This is a genomic window from Janthinobacterium lividum, from assembly GCF_011601275.1.
GTDB classification, from domain to species: domain Bacteria; phylum Pseudomonadota; class Gammaproteobacteria; order Burkholderiales; family Burkholderiaceae_D; genus Janthinobacterium; species Janthinobacterium lividum_E.
Map to the genome: position 1 here is coordinate 48,264 of NZ_JAAOLY010000017.1, position 18,008 is coordinate 66,271.

At 64.0% G+C, this 18,008-nt stretch carries 16 protein-coding genes; 13 read left to right on the top strand and 3 right to left on the bottom strand.

Translation table 11 applies throughout. The features are described from left to right. Positions 1 to 77: 77 nt before the first annotated feature. Positions 78 to 497 carry a hypothetical protein gene (locus GYK42_RS22805; protein ID WP_166449334.1) on the bottom strand — a complete coding sequence of 140 codons (420 nt, stop codon included), beginning with the start codon at positions 495 to 497 and terminating at the stop codon, positions 78 to 80. A gap of 291 nt (positions 498 to 788) precedes the next feature. On the opposite strand from GYK42_RS22805, the gene GYK42_RS22810 reads away from it, so the two are divergent. Beyond that, positions 789 to 1,859, top strand: coding sequence for a hypothetical protein (locus GYK42_RS22810; protein ID WP_166449335.1), 1,071 nt, complete (start codon positions 789 to 791; stop codon positions 1,857 to 1,859). On the opposite strand, the gene GYK42_RS22815 is transcribed toward GYK42_RS22810, so the two are convergent. Further along, complete coding sequence (locus GYK42_RS22815; RefSeq protein ID WP_240943726.1) at positions 1,852 to 2,811, bottom strand: LysR family transcriptional regulator; 960 nt, start codon at positions 2,809 to 2,811, stop codon at positions 1,852 to 1,854. The genes GYK42_RS22810 and GYK42_RS22815 overlap by 8 nt on opposite strands. A 109-nt stretch (positions 2,812 to 2,920) precedes the next feature. Between GYK42_RS22815 and GYK42_RS22820 the strand changes: the two genes are divergently transcribed. Both GYK42_RS22820 and GYK42_RS22825 read left to right on the top strand, forming a co-directional pair. Next, entirely contained in the window at positions 2,921 to 3,760 is an 840-nt protein-coding gene (locus GYK42_RS22820) for a phytanoyl-CoA dioxygenase family protein (protein WP_166449336.1), read from the top strand. After that, on the top strand, positions 3,760 to 4,581 hold the full coding sequence (locus GYK42_RS22825) for a sugar phosphate isomerase/epimerase family protein (RefSeq protein ID WP_166449337.1): 822 nt from the start codon (positions 3,760 to 3,762) through the stop codon (positions 4,579 to 4,581). The genes GYK42_RS22820 and GYK42_RS22825 overlap by 1 nt, the downstream gene beginning before the upstream one ends. Before the next feature lie 5 nt (positions 4,582 to 4,586). Here the strand turns inward: GYK42_RS22825 and GYK42_RS22830 are convergent, their stop codons facing one another. After that, a complete protein-coding gene (locus tag GYK42_RS22830) occupies positions 4,587 to 5,504 on the bottom strand; it encodes a LysR family transcriptional regulator (RefSeq protein WP_205711514.1) in 918 nt (305 codons plus the stop codon). Between the two features lie 120 nt (positions 5,505 to 5,624). Here GYK42_RS22830 and GYK42_RS22835 point away from each other — a divergent pair, with 120 nt between their 5' ends. The 10 genes from GYK42_RS22835 (at position 5,625) to GYK42_RS22880 (ending at position 18,002) form a co-directional block, all read left to right on the top strand. Next, entirely contained in the window at positions 5,625 to 6,500 is an 876-nt protein-coding gene (locus GYK42_RS22835; protein ID WP_166449338.1) for an aldo/keto reductase family oxidoreductase, read from the top strand. 21 nt (positions 6,501 to 6,521) lie between these two features. Beyond that, positions 6,522 to 6,983: a MarR family winged helix-turn-helix transcriptional regulator gene (locus tag GYK42_RS22840; RefSeq protein WP_166449339.1), complete on the top strand. Its 462-nt coding sequence runs from the start codon at positions 6,522 to 6,524 to the stop codon at positions 6,981 to 6,983. A 165-nt stretch (positions 6,984 to 7,148) separates the two neighbouring features. Beyond that, the gene (locus GYK42_RS22845) at positions 7,149 to 9,524 is read left to right on the top strand and encodes a M1 family metallopeptidase (RefSeq protein WP_166449340.1); all 2,376 of its coding nucleotides are present in this window, start codon (positions 7,149 to 7,151) and stop codon (positions 9,522 to 9,524) included. Beyond that, complete coding sequence (locus GYK42_RS22850; RefSeq protein WP_166449341.1) at positions 9,521 to 10,009, top strand: DUF6702 family protein; 489 nt, start codon at positions 9,521 to 9,523, stop codon at positions 10,007 to 10,009. Before GYK42_RS22845 ends, GYK42_RS22850 begins: the two co-directional genes overlap by 4 nt. A gap of 24 nt (positions 10,010 to 10,033) precedes the next feature. After that, positions 10,034 to 12,070, top strand: coding sequence for a TonB-dependent receptor (locus GYK42_RS22855; RefSeq protein ID WP_166449342.1), 2,037 nt, complete (start codon positions 10,034 to 10,036; stop codon positions 12,068 to 12,070). 103 nt (positions 12,071 to 12,173) lie between these two features. Continuing rightward, entirely contained in the window at positions 12,174 to 12,908 is a 735-nt protein-coding gene (locus tag GYK42_RS22860) for a 2OG-Fe dioxygenase family protein (protein WP_166449343.1), read from the top strand. Between the two features lie 141 nt (positions 12,909 to 13,049). Next, the gene (locus GYK42_RS22865; RefSeq protein ID WP_166449344.1) at positions 13,050 to 14,411 is read left to right on the top strand and encodes a response regulator; all 1,362 of its coding nucleotides are present in this window, start codon (positions 13,050 to 13,052) and stop codon (positions 14,409 to 14,411) included. A 264-nt stretch (positions 14,412 to 14,675) separates the two neighbouring features. Further along, the gene (locus GYK42_RS22870) at positions 14,676 to 15,404 is read left to right on the top strand and encodes a CerR family C-terminal domain-containing protein (RefSeq protein ID WP_166449345.1); all 729 of its coding nucleotides are present in this window, start codon (positions 14,676 to 14,678) and stop codon (positions 15,402 to 15,404) included. Next, the gene (locus tag GYK42_RS22875) at positions 15,401 to 16,813 is read left to right on the top strand and encodes an efflux transporter outer membrane subunit (protein WP_240943728.1); all 1,413 of its coding nucleotides are present in this window, start codon (positions 15,401 to 15,403) and stop codon (positions 16,811 to 16,813) included. The genes GYK42_RS22870 and GYK42_RS22875 overlap by 4 nt, the downstream gene beginning before the upstream one ends. A 13-nt stretch (positions 16,814 to 16,826) precedes the next feature. Further along, a complete protein-coding gene (locus GYK42_RS22880; RefSeq protein ID WP_166449346.1) occupies positions 16,827 to 18,002 on the top strand; it encodes an efflux RND transporter periplasmic adaptor subunit in 1,176 nt (391 codons plus the stop codon). Positions 18,003 to 18,008 lie beyond the last annotated feature (6 nt).

An 18,008-nucleotide genomic window follows, 5' to 3' on the forward strand; every position in this document is an offset into this window, starting at 1 on the left:
GCCCCGAAGACAGTACTTCAGTACAGCAAAGAAAAACGGGGCAGGCAACAACGCCCAGGGCTTTGTATCAGCCGCCCTTAAACTTTGACGCTTTCAGCCTTGGCAATCACCGTGCGCGGAATAATCTCCGTCGCCGGGCAAGTATCCATCGCCTCCGAATACGCAAGCCAGCGCTGCAGGCTTTCCATGCGGCGGATGGTGATGCCCTTGCCATTGATATAGCCGATCTGCTCGAAATTGGCGGGGCTGGTGGTCAGTTTCGACACGGTGGGCGCATTGTCGACCAGGCGGTCATACGCCTTGCGCGCCTTGTGTTCCCACTTGGCCAGCCCGGGGTCGTCAAAGCGGTTGCTTTCAAAATACACGGTGATGGTGCGGTCGTGGTTGGCAAAGCCGACGATGGCAGCGCCCTTGCGTATGGTCAACAGGACATCTTCCTTGACGCCCGTGACGGGAACGAAGACGGCGGCGCGCCCATCCGTATCCGGCCGCTCCATGGGAATATCTTGTCCAATTATGCTCATCGCATCACGCTCTTAATCCTGGCTTGTCAGCCTGTTGTATTGATATGGCTCTGTGGCAACACGCCTGGCGTAGGCGGGCTCTACCGCTGCTCTCCGCACTGTCCAAGCTTGCCGTCAAGCTGTTTATCAATAATACATTGCCGTGTGGCACTACACAAGATCACCGCGCCACAGGCAGCTGTCCTGCGCCCGATGGCGAAAGGCGGCGCCTGCGGCAATCGCCTTATAATGTCGTGTTTACTTCACGTCCCCCACCTTCGCACCATGACGCTTCCCGAAAATGACACCAGCCGGCTCGACGCCATCAGCGCCGCCGCCACCGAAGTGGCCGCGCAAAACGTGGCCGACCTGCTGGCCATGGCCATCTGCCACCGCCCGGACGAACCGTCCCTGATCGTCTGCGACAAGCGCAGCTGGCTCAACGTCGTGCTGACGGAAGCGTATCGCCAGGCCTTGCCGGACGCCACCTTCATCGATTTCGACGAAGTCACGCCCGAGGCCGTGCTGGCCGCGTTTGCCGAATTGCCGGCCGGCAGCCTCGTCGTGCTGATCCAGTCGACCAGCTTCCGCCTGGAAGCGTTCCGCATCCGCATCGAGCTGTTCAAGCGGGGCCTGAAGGTCATCGAACACGTACACCTGTCGCGCATGCCCGGCGTGCAGGGGCTGCACTACATCGCCTCGCTGGCCTACGACCCAGCCTACTACCGCGGCGTCGGCCATGCGCTGAAAGCGCGCATCGACAAGGCCCGCCACGGCATGGTCGACAGCGGCGGCGAACAGCTGGTGTTCGCTTCGCCATTCGAGGGCGCCAAGCTCAATATCGGCGACTACAGCGGCATGAACAATATCGGCGGCCAATTCCCCCTGGGCGAAGTATTCACGGAAGCGCAGGACCTGGAAGCGGTAAATGGCCGCGTGCGCATCTTTGTTTTTGGCGACACGCACTTCATGGTCAACCGCCCCGACACGCCGATCACGCTGATCATCGACAAGGGCCGGGTGACGGGCACGGAAAACGCAACGCCGGAATTCTTGGCCATGCTGGAGATCATCCGCGCGCATGAAGGCGAAGTGTGGGTGCGCGAACTGGGCTTCGGCATGAACCGCGCCTTTTCGCGCGAGCAGCTGGTCAACGACATCGGCACGTATGAACGCATGTGCGGCATCCATCTGTCGCTGGGCGCCAAGCACGGCGTCTACACCAAGCCCCAATTCAAGCGCAAGGATGCGCGCTACCACGTCGACATCTTCGCCGTCACCGAAGCCGTCTACCTCGACGACGAGCGCGTGTACGCCGATGGCGCGTGGACGGTGGAACCGGTCGCCTTCAGCTGAAAAAACCCGCCGCTTCCAGCTCGCGGTCCCATGGCGGCACGGGCTGGTATTCGGCCACGAGGAAATCGATCAGCGCGCGCACCTTGGGCGAGGGCTGGCGGCTGGCCGGATACAGGGCGCTCAGGTGATTCAAGGGCAGTTCCCAGTCCGTCAGCACGGGCACCAGGCTGCCATCGAGCAGATTGCGCCAGGCGAGGAAGGTGGTGCTGTAGACGATGCCGAGCCCCCGCTGCGCCGCCTGGTGCAGCACCAGCCCATTATTCGCCGTGAAACCCGCCTGCACGCGCACGCTCACTTCCTCGCGCTGCTCACCTTCTACACGCTGGAAATGCCAGTTCGTGCCATCGGTCAGGTGGCTGAAATGCAGGCACTGATGCTGCAGCAAATCCTGCGGCGTCTGCGGCACGCCCCATTGCGCCAGATAGGCGGGGCTGGCGCATAGCACGGCGCGGCACGGCGCCAGCGGGCGCATGGCCAGCGCGCTGCTGTCCGGGATGCCGCCCACGCGGATGGTCAAATCGAAGCCGTGGCGTATCGGGTCAAGCAAGGCGTCGTCGACAAACAACTCGGCTTGCACCTGCGGGTGCAGCAAACTGAAACGGGCGACGGCATCGGCCAGCCACGCGCTGCCGAAACTCGACGGCGCCTGGATGCGCAGCGGCCCGGCCAGCTCCGCCCCCGCTCCCGCCTGCGCCACGTGCGCCACCATGCGCGCCGCTTCCTGCGCCTGGCTGACGGTGGCCATGCACGGCGCCAGATAGGCGCGGCCCGCGTCCGTCAAACTCACTTCGCGCGTGGAGCGGTGCAGCAGGCGCGCATGCAGACGTTCCTCCAGCTGCATGATGGTCTTGCTGACCATGGCGCGCGTCAGGCCCAGGCGTTGCCCCGCCACCGTAAAGCTGCGCTGGCGCGCCACTTCGACAAAGATTTCCATCGCTTTTAATTGATCCATGTCAAAGATTGTCTGCGTTTTGACGACAATCTGTCAACCGCTGGGCGATTGTTTGCCGCCCTCGCCCATCCTACAATGGCGCTTTCCACTGACCTCAGGAGCCGCCGCCATGCTAACGATCGAACAACAAGAACAGTATCAACGCGACGGTTACCTCATCCTGCCCGATTTCAAGGGTGCGGAGGAAATCGCCGCCCTGCGCGCGCGCGCCGAGCACATTGTCAACGAATTCGATCCCAGCCTGAGTCAATCCATCTTCACCACGCGCGACCAGGCAAAGAACACCAACGATTATTTTCTCGCTTCCGACAACACCATCCGCTGCTTCTTCGAGGAAGAAGCGTTCGGCCCGGACGGTCAATTGAAACAGGCGAAATCGCTGTCGATCAACAAGATCGGCCACGCCATGCATGACCTGGACCCCGTCTTCCGCAGCTTTTCGGCCGACCCGAAACTGGCCGAAGTGGCGCGCGACCTGGGCCTGGCGGACGCGCAGGTGTGGCAATCGATGTATATCTTCAAGCAGCCCGGCATCGGCGGCGAAGTGCGCTGGCACCAGGACGCCACGTATTTCGAGACCACGCCGATCAGCGTGACCACCTTCTGGTTCGCGCTGGAAGACGCCACCCTGGAAAACGGCTGCCTGTGGGCGGAACCGGGCGGCCACCGCGGCCCTTTGCGCGAACGCTTCATCCGCAACGGCGACCAGGTAAGAGTGGAAAAACTCGACGCCACGCCGTGGCCCGACGACAGCACGGCCATGCCGCTGGAAGTGAAGGCGGGCGCCCTCGTCTGCTTCCACGGTTTGCTGCCCCACTACAGCGCGCCGAACCGCTCGCCCGTCTCGCGCCACGCCTACACCTTGCACGCCACCGACGGCCAGACGCAATACGCGGCCCACAACTGGATCCAGCGCGATGACTCCTTCCCCGTGCGGGGCTTCGTCTGATGCGCATCGAGGTTTTCGCCGCCCACTGGGGCAATAACGACCTGCCACCCGGCGTCTTCATCGACAGGGTAGCGGCGGCCGGCTTCGACGGCATCGAAATGTCGCTGCCGCTGGACTCTGCCCTGCGCGAGGAATGGACGGAGCGCATCGCCAAGGCGGGATTGCAACTGATCGCCGCGCAGTGGGAAACCGTGTTCCACAGCGATTTCGAGCAGCACCGCACCGCCCTGGCCGAGCTGCTGGAAAACGCCTGCCTGGCGCGCCCCGCGCTGGTCAACACGCACACGGGCAAGGATTTTTATACGCAGGCACAAAATGCAGAACTGCTCGACCTGGCCGCCGCCATCTCGGCCAGGCACGGCGTGCCCATCGTGCATGAGATCCACCGCAGCCGCTTTTCCGGCCACCCGATGCTGCTGCTGCCGTATCTGGCGCAGTATCCCGATCTGCCATTGACGGCCGACCTGTCGCACTGGTGCTGCGCCTGCGAATCGCTGCTGGAAGACCAGCCGCAGACATTGGCACAAGTGCTGCCGCTGGTGCGCCACGTGCATGCGCGCGTGGGCCATGCGCAAGGCCCGCAGGTGGCCGACTTCCGCGCGCCGGAAGCGAAGCCGGCGCTCGACGCTCACCTAGCCTGGTGGGACGCCATCGTCGCCCTGCGCCGCGCGGCCGGCGCCGAGCGCATGACGTTCACGCCGGAATTCGGCCCTGCGCCCTACACGCAAACCTTGCCATGGACGCAGCAGCCTGTGAGCGACGCGTGGGAACAGAACGTGGCCATGCTGCAGCTGCTGCGCGCGCGCTACCCGGCGGAGTAAGGAAACTACGGAAGCTGCGCAAAATTGGCCTGCACGAAATCGATGAAGGTGCGCAGCGGCGCTGGCAAATGGCGCCGGCCCGCATAGTATAAAAACGGGCCGGGAAAGGGCATCGCCCAGTCTTCCAGCACGGGCTGCAGCTGGCCCGCATCGATATACGGCTGCAGCCACTCTTCAAACAGATACACGAGGCCATGGCCGGCGACGGCCATGCTGACCGCGAAATCGGCCGCCGTCGGCGTGACGATCACGGGGCCGTCCGGCTCAACGCTCACTTTTTGCCCGTCCCGCTCGAACTCCCACGGTGGAACCGCGCCACTGAGGAATTTCCCCAGCAGGCAGGCGTGCCGCAGCAGGTCGCGCGGATGCACAGGCACGCCGCGCTGCGCCAGGTAGGATGGCGCGCCCGCCACCGCGAAGCGCTGCGTGCGCGGGCCGATGGGGATGGCGATCATGTCCTGCTCCAGCCGTTCGCCATAGCGGATGCCGGCGTCGCAACCGCTGGCGACGACGTCGACAAAATTATTATCGACCACCAGCTCGACCCTGATCTGTGGATAGGCGCGCAGGAACTGGTCGACCATGGGCTGCAAAAAGAAGCGCGCCGCGTTGACCGGCACGTTCAGGCGCAAGGTGCCGCGCGGGCTGTCGCGCAAGTCGTTCAGCACGTCGAGCGCGCTGCTCACTTCATCGAGCGCCGGGCGCAAGCGCGTCAGCAGCAGCGCCCCGGCCGCCGTCGGCGTCACGCTGCGCGTCGTGCGTTCCAGCAGGCGGATGCCCAGTTGCTGCTCCAGCCGGCGCAGCGCTTCGCTCATGGCGGACGCGGACTGCCCGCTGGCGCGCGCGGCCTGGCGAAAACCCCGGTGCCGGGCAACCAAAGCAAAGGCGGCCAGGTCGGCCATGGAAGGGCTGTCTGCATGCATGGGAAGAGCTTTCATTGTGCGTAAATGAGTACAGCCTGTGCCGGATTGACCCGATTATCATACAGCGCAATCGCCCTTACGATAGTGGCTCTCGAACTCGACCACCACACAGGAGCTGCCATGCACACGCCTTCCCCCGCCCGCGACCAATTCACGCCCGCCCATTGCGACATCGGATTCAACCGCCTCGGCTACGGCGCCATGCAACTGGCCGGCCCGCACGTCTGGGGACCGCCGAAAGACCGCGCCGCCGCCGTCGCCGTGCTGCGCGAAGCCATCGAACTGGGCGTCAACCATATCGACACGTCGGACTTTTACGGCCCCCACGTCACCAACCAGATCATCCGCGAAGCGCTGCATCCCTACCGCGACGGTTTGACCATCGTCACCAAGATCGGCTTCATGCGCGGCGCCGACCAGTCCTGGCTGCCGGCCGCATCGCCGCAGCAACTGCGCGACGCCGTGCACGACAACCTGCGCAACCTGGGCCTGGACGTGCTCGACGTGGTCAACCTGCGCGCCCCGGGCATGGCCGGCCCGGACGGCTCGTCGCTTGCCGAACCGCTGGCCGCATTGGTGCAGCTGCAGCGCGAAGGCCTGCTGCGCCATATCGGCCTGTCCAATGTCGATGCGGGCCAGGTGGCCGAGGCGCAGGCGATCAGCCCCATCGTCTGCGTGCAGAACCACTACAACCTGGCGCACCGCGCGGACGATGCGCTGATCGACACCCTGGCCGCGCAAGGCATCGCCTATGTGCCGTTCTTCCCCTTGGGTGGCTTTTCGCCGCTGCAGTCCGATACCCTGAACCAGGTGGCGGCCGCCATGCAGGCCACGCCGATGCAGGTGGCGCTGGCCTGGCTGTTGCAGCGCGCGCCGAATGTGCTGGTCATTCCCGGCACTTCGTCGGTGGCGCATCTGCGCGAAAACGTCGCGGCCGGCGCGCTCACGCTCGACGCGCAGGCGCTGGCGGCTTTGAGGTCGCTTGCAACTAAGTAGCGCACTATATATACTGTACCCATGGATACCACCACCGCCCCCAACCCCTTGCACCAGGTGCCGCGCCTGGACGGCCAGCTGTGCTTTGCGCTGTACTCGACCTCGCTTGCCATGAACAAGCTGTACCGCAAGCTCTTGCGCAAGCTGGGCCTGACGTATTCGCAATATCTGGTGATGATGGTGCTGTGGGAGCACGACGGCTTGACGGTGTCGGAAGTGGGCGAGCGCCTGTTCCTCGATTCGGCCACCCTGACACCCTTGCTCAAGCGCATGGAACAATCGGGCTTGCTGACGCGTACACGCGCCGCCAGCGACGAGCGCCAGGTCATCATTTCCCTCACGCAGCAGGGCGACCAGTTGCGCCACGAAGCGGCCCTGTTGCCCGAAGCCATACTGACGGCCAGTCAATGCAGCGTGGAGCAGGTTGTGGACATGAAACAACAGCTGAACCAGTTGCGCGATAGCCTGATGAAAAGTGAGTAAAAGCGCCGCTTTTCCAAGCAAAATAAGGCAAAACATCCCCCTGACGGCGCCAGGCAAAAGCTGGCGCAAAATCCGCCTTTCTTTATTACAAATCGATACATGGATGGCCTCACCCTGCGTATAGAATAGTTGCCACTATTTCCTTACAACAACATCAGGGTGATCATGCGCATACCTTTCGGCTCCGCCGCTTCGCTGGCTTTGTGCTTTACCGTATCGGCCTTCGCCGCCGAGCCATTCGACGACAAGTTCCGACAGCTCGAAGAAGTGCTGCCCACCCCGAATACCTACCGCACCGCCTCCGGCGCGCCGGGCCACGCCTACTGGCAGCAGCGCGCCGACTACACCATCCGCGCCACACTCGATGAAGCCAAGCGCGAGATCGCCGGCAGCGGCACCATCACCTACCATAACCAGTCGCCCGACACCCTCGGCTACCTGTGGGTGCAGCTGGACCAGAATATCTACAAGCCCGATTCCGACGCACGCCGCATGGCCACGGCGCCATCGCGACAGGCGTGGGCCAAGACGGCGGGCGAAGACACGATGAAGTTCGAAGGCTTGCGCAGCATCCTCGCGCGCGGCGACTTCCAGGGCGGCTTCAATATCCGCGCCTTGAAAGGTGCCGATGGCCAGCCTTTGAAGTATGTTATCAATCGCACCATGATGCGCATCGACCTGCCGCAGCCCTTGAAACCGGGCCAGGATTTCGTCTTCCAGATCGACTGGGATTACCGCATCAACGAACAGAAGGTGCTGGGCGGACGCGCCGGCTATGAAGTCTTCGACGACAAGAACGCCCTGTTCGAAGTGGCGCAGTGGTTCCCGCGCATGGCGGCCTATTACGACGCGGCCGGCTGGCAGCACAAGCAGTTCCTCGGCTCGGGCGAATTCACCCTGGAGTTCGGCGACTACGACGTGCAGCTGACGGTGCCCGCCGACCATATCGTCGCCTCCACGGGCCAGCTGCAAAACCCGCAGGACGTGCTGTCTGCCACGCAGCGCGAGCGCCTGGACAAGGCCCGCGGCAGCGACAAGCCCGTCGTCATCGTCACGCAAAAGGAAGCGGAAGCGGCGGAAAAATCCGTCAGCCGCGCGCAAAAGACGTGGCACTTCAAGGCGTCCAACGTGCGCGACTTCGCCTGGGCCTCGAGCCGCAAGTTCATCTGGGATGCGCAGGGCTACAAGAAGGGCGGCAGCGATGTAATGGCCATGTCCTACTATCCGAAGGAGGGCAATCCGCTGTGGGAAAAATACAGCACGCAAGCCATCGTGCACACGATCGAGCAGTACAACAAGTACAGCATCGACTACCCGTACCCGACGGCCATTTCCGTCAACGGTCCCGTGGGCGGCATGGAGTATCCGATGATCTCGTTCAACGGCCCCCGTCCGGTGAAAGACAAGAAGACGGGCGAGCTGACCTACTCAAAGCGCACCAAGTATGGCCTGATCGGCGTGATCATTCACGAGGTGGGCCACAACTACTATCCGATGATCATCAACTCGGACGAGCGCCAGTGGACGTGGATGGACGAGGGCCTCAACACCTTCGTGCAATACCTGGCGCAGCAGGCGTGGGAAGAAAACTACCCGGCCTCTCGCGGCGAACCGCGCGAGATCGTCGACTACATGCGTAGCCGCGACCAGGTACCGATCATGACCAATTCCGAATCCCTGCTGCAGTTCGGCAACAACGCCTACGCCAAGCCGGCGGCGGGCCTGAACATCCTGCGCGAAACCATCCTCGGGCGCGAACTGTTCGACTACGCGTTCAAGGAATATGCGCAGCGCTGGAAGTTCAAGCGTCCCACGCCCGCCGACTTTTTCCGCACCATGGAAGACGCCTCCGGCACGGACCTGGACTGGTTCTGGCGCGGCTGGTTCTATACGACCGACCCGGTCGACATCAGCATCGACGGCATCAGCGAATATGGCGTGAGCTCGAAAGATCCGGCCACGGAAAAAGCGTGGAAAAAAGCGCAAAAGGACGCCCAGCCGGAATCCGTCACGAGCCGCGCCAACAAGGGCATGCCGCGCCGGGTCGATGCGCATCCGGATCTGAAGGATTTCTACAACCAGCACGACGATTTCACGGTGACCAACAAGGACCGCAACGCCTACGCCGAGGCACTGGCCGCGCTGGAGCCGTGGGAAAAGGACTTGCTGAAACAGGGCAAGCACCTGTACCTGGTCGACCTGTCGAACGTGGGCGGCATGGTCATGCCCCTGATACTGGAAATTGAACTGAAAAGCGGCAAGAAGTACATCGAGCGCGTGCCGGCCGAAGTGTGGCGCTATTCGCCGAAGAAAATCACCAAGGTCGTCATCACGGACGAGCCGATGGTGGGCCTGGTACAGGACCCGTACTGGGAAACGGCCGACATCGACACGAGCAACAATAGCTGGCCGCGCAAGATCACGCCATCGCGCCTGGAACTGTTCAAGAGCGAGAAGTCGCCCAAGGATAACCTGATGCGCGATTTCCATACGCCGCTGAAAGGCCAGAACGGCGGCGTGTCCAAGGGCGACGAGGCATGAAGCGCTGGCGCGCTCTGGCTTGCGCCATGCTGGCCTGCGCCAGCATGGCGGCCGGCGCCCACAACTTCCACATGGGTATCGCCGACATCAGCTACAACGCGACCAGCGGCAGCACGGAAGTGGTGCACACCTACACGGGCCACGACGTCGAAGCGCTGCTGACGAACCTGTACCAGCGCCAGTTCGACCTGGGCCAGGAAGACAGCGAAGCGGCCCTGCGCCGCTATGTGGAAAAACAGTTTTACCTGGTGGGGCCGGATGGCAAGCGCCTGCGTTTGAGCTGGGTCGGCATGAAGGTCAATGCCGACAACGTGGTGGTCTTCCAGGAGATCGAACACACGCGCCTGGCCCCCGCCACGCGCATCCATAACCAGCTGCTGATCGACTTCCTGCCCAGCCAGAGAAATACCCTCAACGTGCAGGACAGCGGCAGCATCCAGACGCTGATTTTCGACCGCCAGAACACGGAACTGCCGATCCGCTAAGGCCCGGCACACCCCATTACATCCATGACGCCACGCTCTCTCCCCCTCCTCCTCGCCGCCCTGTTTTCCACCACCGCCGCCCACGCCGACGACATCTTCCAGCGCGTGCTGGTCGACGGTTCGCGCCTGAACCAGCTGGGCGTGGCCGATTCGGCCAACGCGGGCAGCGTCACGCAACAGCAGCTCGATGCGCGCACCAGCTACCGGCCCGGCGAATTGCTCGAAGCCGTGCCGGGGCTGATCGTCAGCCAGCATAGCGGCGAGGGCAAGGCCAACCAGTTCTACCTGCGGGGCTTCAACCTCGATCACGGCACGGACTTGCGCACCACCGTCGACGAGATGCCCGTCAACCAGCGCAGCCATGGCCACGGCCAAGGCTGGACGGACCTGAACTTTTTGATCCCCGAACTGGCCATGCGCCTCGATTACAAAAAGGGGCCGTATTCGGCGGCGCAAGGCGATTTTTCCTCGGCGGGCGCGGCGTCCGTCGTCTACGCGAACCGCCTGACGCAGGGCGTCGCCAGCGTGGGCATCGGGCAAAACGGCTTTCGCCGCGCCCTGCTGGCCGACTCCAACGATGCGGGCGACGGCAGCCTGCTGTATGCGCTCGAAGCGCAGCACAACGACGGCCCGTTCACGCAGCCGGACCGCTACCGCAAGCTCAATGGCGTGCTGCGCTACAGCGAAGGCTATGCCAACAACGGCTTCAACGTCACGGCCATGGCGTATGACGCCAGCTGGAACGCCACCGACCAGATTCCGCTGCGCGCCGTGCAGGGCGGCACCCTGGGCCGCTTCGACGCCATCGATGCCAGCGACGGCGGCAAGGCGCAGCGCTACAGCCTGTCGGGCGCCTGGCGCCAGACGACGGACGAGGTGTCGTCCAAAGTCAGCGCGTATGTGATCGCCAACCGCCTGGCCCTGTTCTCGAATTTTACGTATGCGATGGACGACCCCGATAACGGCGACCAGTTCGCCCAGCCCGACCGGCGCGTGACGGCCGGCCTCGACGCCAGCCACACCTGGCACCGCCATACGGACAGGGGCAGCAGCGACACCACCATCGGCCTGCAGCTACAGAACGACAATATCCACAATGGCCTGTACAACACGCGACAGCGGCAAATCCTGTCGACCACGCGGCAGGACCATATCGTCGAATCGAGCATCGGCGTGTACGGCGAAAACAGCATGCGCTGGTCGCGCTGGCTGCGCACCGTGGCCGGCCTGCGCGCGGACGCCTACCGCTTCGACGTACGCAGCGACCGGCCGGAAAATTCGGGCAAGGCCAGCGACCATTTGTTCAGTCCCAGCCTGAGCGTGATCGCGGGACCGTGGCGCGATACGGAAGCGTATATCAACATTGGCAATGGTTTTCACAGCAACGACGCGCGCGGCACGACGATCACGGTCGACCCGAAGACGGGCGAGGCGGCCGACAAGGTCACGCCTCTGGTGCGCTCGCGCGGGCTGGAACTGGGCTTGCGCAGCGCCGCCATCGCCGGCCTGCAAACGTCGCTGTCGCTGTACCGCCTGGACTTTGATTCCGAGCTGCTGTTCATCGGCGACGCCGGCGCCACCGAGGCGGGCCGCCCCAGCCGCCGCTACGGCATCGAGTTTTCCAGCTACTACAAGGCGGCCCGCTGGCTGTCGCTGGACCTGGACCTCGCGTATGCGCGGGCGCGCTCGCGCGGCAGCGACCCGGCGGGCGACTTCATCCCCGGCGCCATCGAAGGCGTGGCCCAGCTGGCCATGACGGTGACGCCGACAGGACCGTGGTCGGGCTCCTTGCGCCTGCGCTACTTCGGCCCGCGCCCGCTGGTCGAGGACAACAGCGTGCGCTCGTCGGCCAGCGTGGGCTTGAACGGGCGCATCGCCTACCAGATCGACAAGACCTTGCGCGTGGAACTGGAAGGCTACAACCTGGCCAACCGGCGCGACTCGGCCATCGATTACTACTATGCCTCGCGCCTGCCCGGCGAGGCGCAGCCGGTCGACGATATCCACTTCCATCCGGTGGAATCGCGCTCGCTGCGCCTGACCCTGGTAAAGAATTTTTAAGTAAACAAGAATAATTCTTATCGCACTGCACAGGAAACGCCGCGAAGTCGTAGAATGCCAGGCTGGATAAACTGACACAGGCCGCGCTGCGGCCGGCACCGCCATGAGCACTTCCGCACCGATCTTTACCGACCCGTCCCACGTCAAGGACGCCTTGCGCGATGACGGCTATGCCGTCCTGCGCCCGCAGGACGTGGCCGCGCTGGCCGGCTGCCCGCTGGACGCATTGCGCGTGCTGGAACCGAGCTGGAATACCCTGGCGCTGGACAATTACCTGAAAGATGGCGGCCGCTATCGCCGCCGGCGCCACTCGTGCTTCGTGCAGGATGGCGAGCGCCTGACGCAGACGGCGCACCGTCCGCACTGGCAACCGGTGGAATACAACGCCCTGCACGGCGGCATGCACCGCCTGTTTGAACCGGTCGAAGCGACTATCGTCGCGCAAGCGGCCTGGCAGCAGCTGATTCGCGCGCTGGGCGACGTCTGCTCGCAGGTCAAGGGCAGCCAGCCGTGGTTCATCGAGGCGCACCAGTTCCGCATCGATACGACCGACGGCATCGGCCGCCCCACGCCGGAAGGCGCGCACCGCGACGGCGTCGATTTCGTCGCCGTGCTGCTGGTCGGGCGCGAACAGATCAAGGGCGGCGAGACGCGCATCTTCGAAGCGGACGGACCCAACGGCAAGCGCTTTACCCTGACCGAACCGTGGTCGCTGCTGCTGCTCGACGACGCGTCTGTCATCCACGAATCGACGCCGATCCAGCCCATCGGCGGCCATGGCCACCGCGATACGCTCGTGCTGACCTATCGCGCAGGACAGTTCCAGGGCGAAAACTGACAAGCGGCACGGCATTCCCTGTGGCCAAAATAGTTACTTGGAAGTTACTTTTGCAGACCTAAATCCGATATAGTCATACGATGTCGATATTGCGCGCTCACCGCGCCCAGCATCACCACACTGAAATCCTAGGAGAGGTCTGTGGACTCCAACAACCAAATCAAGCCTGACGAAATCGAGATCCTGATCGTCGAGGATAGCCCGACCCAGGCGGAGCGCTTGCGCCGCCTGATCCAGTCGCTGCACTATAACGCGCGCGTGGCGGCGAATGGCCAGCTGGCCCTGGCTGCCATCCGCGAGCGCAAGCCGCACCTGGTGCTGTCCGATATCGTCATGCCTGAAATGAATGGCTACGACCTGTGCCGCGCCATCAAGTCCGATCCGACCCTGCGCGACATCCCCGTGATCCTCGTCACCTCGCTCAACGATCCGAAGGACATCATCCGCGGCATCGAGTGCGGCGCCGACAATTTCATCCGCAAGCCCTACGCGGAAGACTACCTGCTCAACCGCATCAGCCACATGCTGATGAACCAGAAGCTGCGCAAGAACCAGAACGTGGAAATCGGCATCGCCCTGTACCTGGGCGACCAGAAGCATTTCATCAATGCGGAACGCCAGCAGATCCTCGACCTGCTGATCTCCACGTATGAACAGGCGGTGCAGGTCAACGGCGAACTGCAGGCGCGCGAACGCCAGGTGATCGAACTGAACATGCGCCTGGCGCACCATGCGGCCGAGCTGGAAACCATCAACCGCGAAATCGCCCTGAAAAACCTGGAGCTGGCCGAGGCGAGTCGCATGAAGTCCGCCTTCATCGCCAACATGTCGCATGAACTGCGCACGCCGCTCAACGCCATCATCGGATTTACGGGCGCGCTGCTGATGAAACTGCCCGGCCCCCTGACGTCCGACCAGGACAAGCAACTCAATACCATCCGCGCCAGCGCGCGCCATTTGCTCTCGCTGATCAACGACATCCTCGACGTGGCCAAGATCGAAGCGGGCAAGCTGACCCTGTCGATCGAACCCGTGCACTGCCAAGAACTGATGGCGGACGTGGCCGACACCCTGCGCCCCCTGGCCCAGCAAAAAGGCCTGGCGCTGGAACTCGAACTGGGCGAGCCAGGCCAGCCGCCCGCCATCATTGACACGGACCGCCGCGCGCTGACGCAGATCCTCATCAACCTGCTCAACAACGCCATCAAGTTCACGGAACAGGGCACGGTGCGCATCAGCCTGGCCCAGCGCGACGAAGACGGCGTGCTGGTGACGGAAATGAGCATCGCCGACAGCGGCGCCGGCATCAAGGAAGAAGACCAGGCCAAGCTGTTCCAGGCCTTCTCGCAACTCGATTCCACCTCCACGCGCCACGTGGAAGGCGCGGGACTGGGCCTGTACCTGTGCCAGAACCTGGCCAACGCCATCGGCGGCGCCCTGTTCTTCAACAGCGACTACGGTTCCGGCAGCACCTTTACCTTGGCCCTGCGCAGCAAGGCCTGAGTTTCTGTGCGCCGCAGCATGAAATGCTGACTTTTTATTATCGAGGAGAGACCGATACAGTAGTTCTACGGTATTGCACTGCACCATTTTCAGCGCTATAGTAGACCTGTCTCCTCCAATTCGTTCTCCGAACATTGGATTCAGCCCGCGAATACAACCGCGGGCTTTTTTTTGCCTGCGTTTTACATTATCTTCATCATTCCTTAATTAAATCAAATGATTTAGTTATATCAATCGTTTGAGATATGTGATTAAATCTCCGGCATGATTGAAAAATACATTTCTCCTACATCACCTGCCGACGACGGACGCAAGCCCCGTTCCGATGGCGAGCAATCGCGCGAGCGGCTGCTGCAGAGCGCCATCCGCCTGTTTGCAGAACAGGGCTACGCCAAAACCTCCACGCGCGAACTGGCGCAGGCGGCCGGCACCAACGCGGCTGCCATCAGCTACTATTTTGGCGACAAGGCGGGCCTGTACCGCGCCGCCTTCTCCCATCAATTATCTAATCCACAAGACAATATCGCCCTGTACGAGCAACCGCATTTCACCCTGCGCCAAAGCCTGGAAGGCTTTTATGCGCAGTTGCTCGCCCCCTTGCAGCAGGGAGAAATCGCGCGCGACTGCATGCGCCTGTGGTGCCGCGAGATGCTCGAACCGACGGGCCTGTGGGCACGCGAGGTCGACGAGAACATCCGTGCCGAACACGAGGCGCTTGCGCGCGTGCTGGCACGCCACCTGGGCGCGCCAGCCAACAGCGACGACATGCACCGCCTGGCGTTTTCCATCGCTTCGCTGGCCCTGCAGCACATGGTGGGCGCCGAGGTGCTGCAAACCTTGCGTCCGCAACTGCTGGAATCGCCGCACGCCATCGACACCTGGCTGGCGCGCATGACCGACTACGCGCTGGCCATGGCCGACGTGGAGCGCCGGCGCCTGGCCCTTCCTCCCTCTCCCCCCACCACTCAACGACAAGCAGAAGGACCAGCATGACGACTATTCGATGCACCGTTCAACGCGCCCTGGCCGCCAGCATCGTGCTGGCGCTGGGCGGTTGCGCCCTGCAGGGACCACCTGCGGCGGTGGCCGCCAGAGCGCCCGCGCAGTGGCAGGCGCCGCTGCCGCACAACGGCAAGCTGACGGACCTGGCCAGCTGGTGGCAGGGCCAGGGCGACAGCCTGCTGGTGGAATTGATCACCGACGCGCAACAGGTCAGCCCGACCATCGCCGCCGCCGGCACGCGCATCGTGCAGGCGCGTGCGGACCGTATCGCAAGCGGCGCCGCGCTGGCGCCCACCTTGGATGCGACGGGCAGCGTGGTGCGCACCAGCCAGCAATCGGCGCAACCGAGCGGCACCACCTCGCAGGCCGCCTTGCAGGCGTCGTGGGAAATCGATGTGTTTGGGGCCAACCGCGCCACGCGCGATGCGGCGCAGGAGCGCTACGACAGCGCCCGCGCGGGATGGCATGAAGCCCGCGTCTCGGTGGCCGCCGAAGTGGCGAACCAGTACTACGCCTTGCGCACCTGCCAGCAATTGCAGGCCGTATCCGAACAGGACGCCGTCTCGCGACGCGACTCGGCGCGCCTGACGGAACTGAGCGCCGGCGCCGGCTTCCAGCCGCCCGCCAATGCAGCACTGGCACGCGCCAGCGCGGCCGAAGGCGCCAGCCGCGCCATCGAACAGCGCGCCGCCTGCGACGTGAATATCAAGGCGCTGGTGGCCCTGTCGGCCATGCCGGAAGAAACACTGCGCCAGAAGCTGGTCGCCAGCCCCGCCATCCTGCCCTCGCCCGTGGCGATCGCGGAATTGCCGGCGCAAACCCTGGGCCAGCGTCCCGACATCTACAGCGCCGAACGCGAAGTGGCGGCGGCCAGCTTCGAAGTACGCGGCGCGCAGGCGCAGCGCTATCCGCGACTGAGCCTGGCCGGCTCCATCGGCAAGGGCAATATCCGCGCCGGCGGCACCAGCATCACGGCCAGCACCTGGAGCATCGGCCCGCTGGCCGTCAGCCTGCCCATCTTCGACGGCGGCACGCGCCGCGCGCAGATCGATGCGGCCACGGCGCGCTACGACGAGGCCGTGGTGAAATACCGCGCCGGCGTGCGCCAGGCCGTGCGCGAAGTGGAAGAAGCATTGGTCAACCTGGCCAGCACGGACGAACGCAGCAGCCATGCGAAAACGGCGCTGGAAGGCTACCGCGTGTCGTTCGTCGCCACCGAGGACCGCTACAAGAATGGCCTGGCCAGCCTGATCGAACTGGAAGACGCGCGCCGCACGCGCCTGGCCGCCGAAAACACGGTGGTCAACCTCGAGCGCGAACGCAGCGCCGCCTGGGTAGCGCTGTACCGCGCCGCCGGCGGCGGCTGGACCAGCAGCGCCATCGCCAACAACGCCCCCTGACGGATACGACAACATGAAAAAAATGACCTTGAAACCGATGGCGCTCGCCCTTGCCTCCCTTTGCATGATGCTGGGTGCGGGTGTGGCCCTGTACTCCCCTTCCTCCACGGCGGCGGACGACGCCAAGGATAAAAACGCGGCGCAAAAACCGGCCCTCACCGTCACCACGGCCAAACCGCAAACGGCCAGCCTGCCCATCAAGCTGAAGGCCAACGGCAACGTAGCCGCCTGGCAGGAAGCCGTCATCGGCAGCGAATCGAACGGCTTGCGCCTGACCGACGTGCGCGTGAACGTGGGCGACGTCGTACGCGCCGGCCAGGTGCTGGCCGTGTTCTCGAACGACACGGTGAACGCCGACGTGGCGCAGGCCAAGGCCGCCGTGCTGGAAGCCCAAGCCAATGCCGCGGAAGCGGCCGCCAACGCGCAGCGCGCCCGCTCGCTGCAAAGCACGGGTGCCATCAGCGCGCAACAGATCAGCCAGTACCTGACTGCCGAACAGACCGCCAACGCGCGCATCGCGTCCGCCAAGGCGCAACTGGCGTCGCAGCAGCTGCGCCTGAAATACACGCAGGTGGTGGCGCCCGACAGCGGCATCATTTCGTCGCGCTCGGCCACCGTGGGTTCGGTGGTGGGCGCCGGCACGGAGCTGTTCCGCATGATCCGCCAGGGCCGCCTCGAATGGCGCGCCGAAGTGACGGCAACCGAGCTGCTGAATCTGAAACCAGGCACCCTGGCGCAAGTGAAGGCGGCCAACGGCAGCGTCTTGACGGGCAAGGTGCGCATGATCGCCCCCACCGTCGATCCGCAGACGCGTTCCGCCCTCGTATACGTGGACCTGCCCGCCAGCACGGGCGCGAACGCGCCGTTCAAGGCCGGCATGTACGCCAGCGGCGAATTTGAACTGGGCACGTCGGGCGCGCTGACCGTGCCGCAGCAGGCGATTGCCGTGCGCGACGGTTTCAGTTATGTCTTCCGCCTCAATCCCGACCAGCGGGTCAGCCAGATCAAGGTGCAGGCCGGACGGCGCCTGAGCGACCGCATTGAAATCCTTGGCGGCATCACGGCCGACACGACGATTGTCGTCAGCGGCGCCGGCTTCCTCAATGACGGCGATCTGGTAAGGAATGTGCAAAACCCGGTTGCAACTCCGGCAGCAACAGCAGCCAAGCCGGCTGCGGCGAAAAAGTAAGGAAAG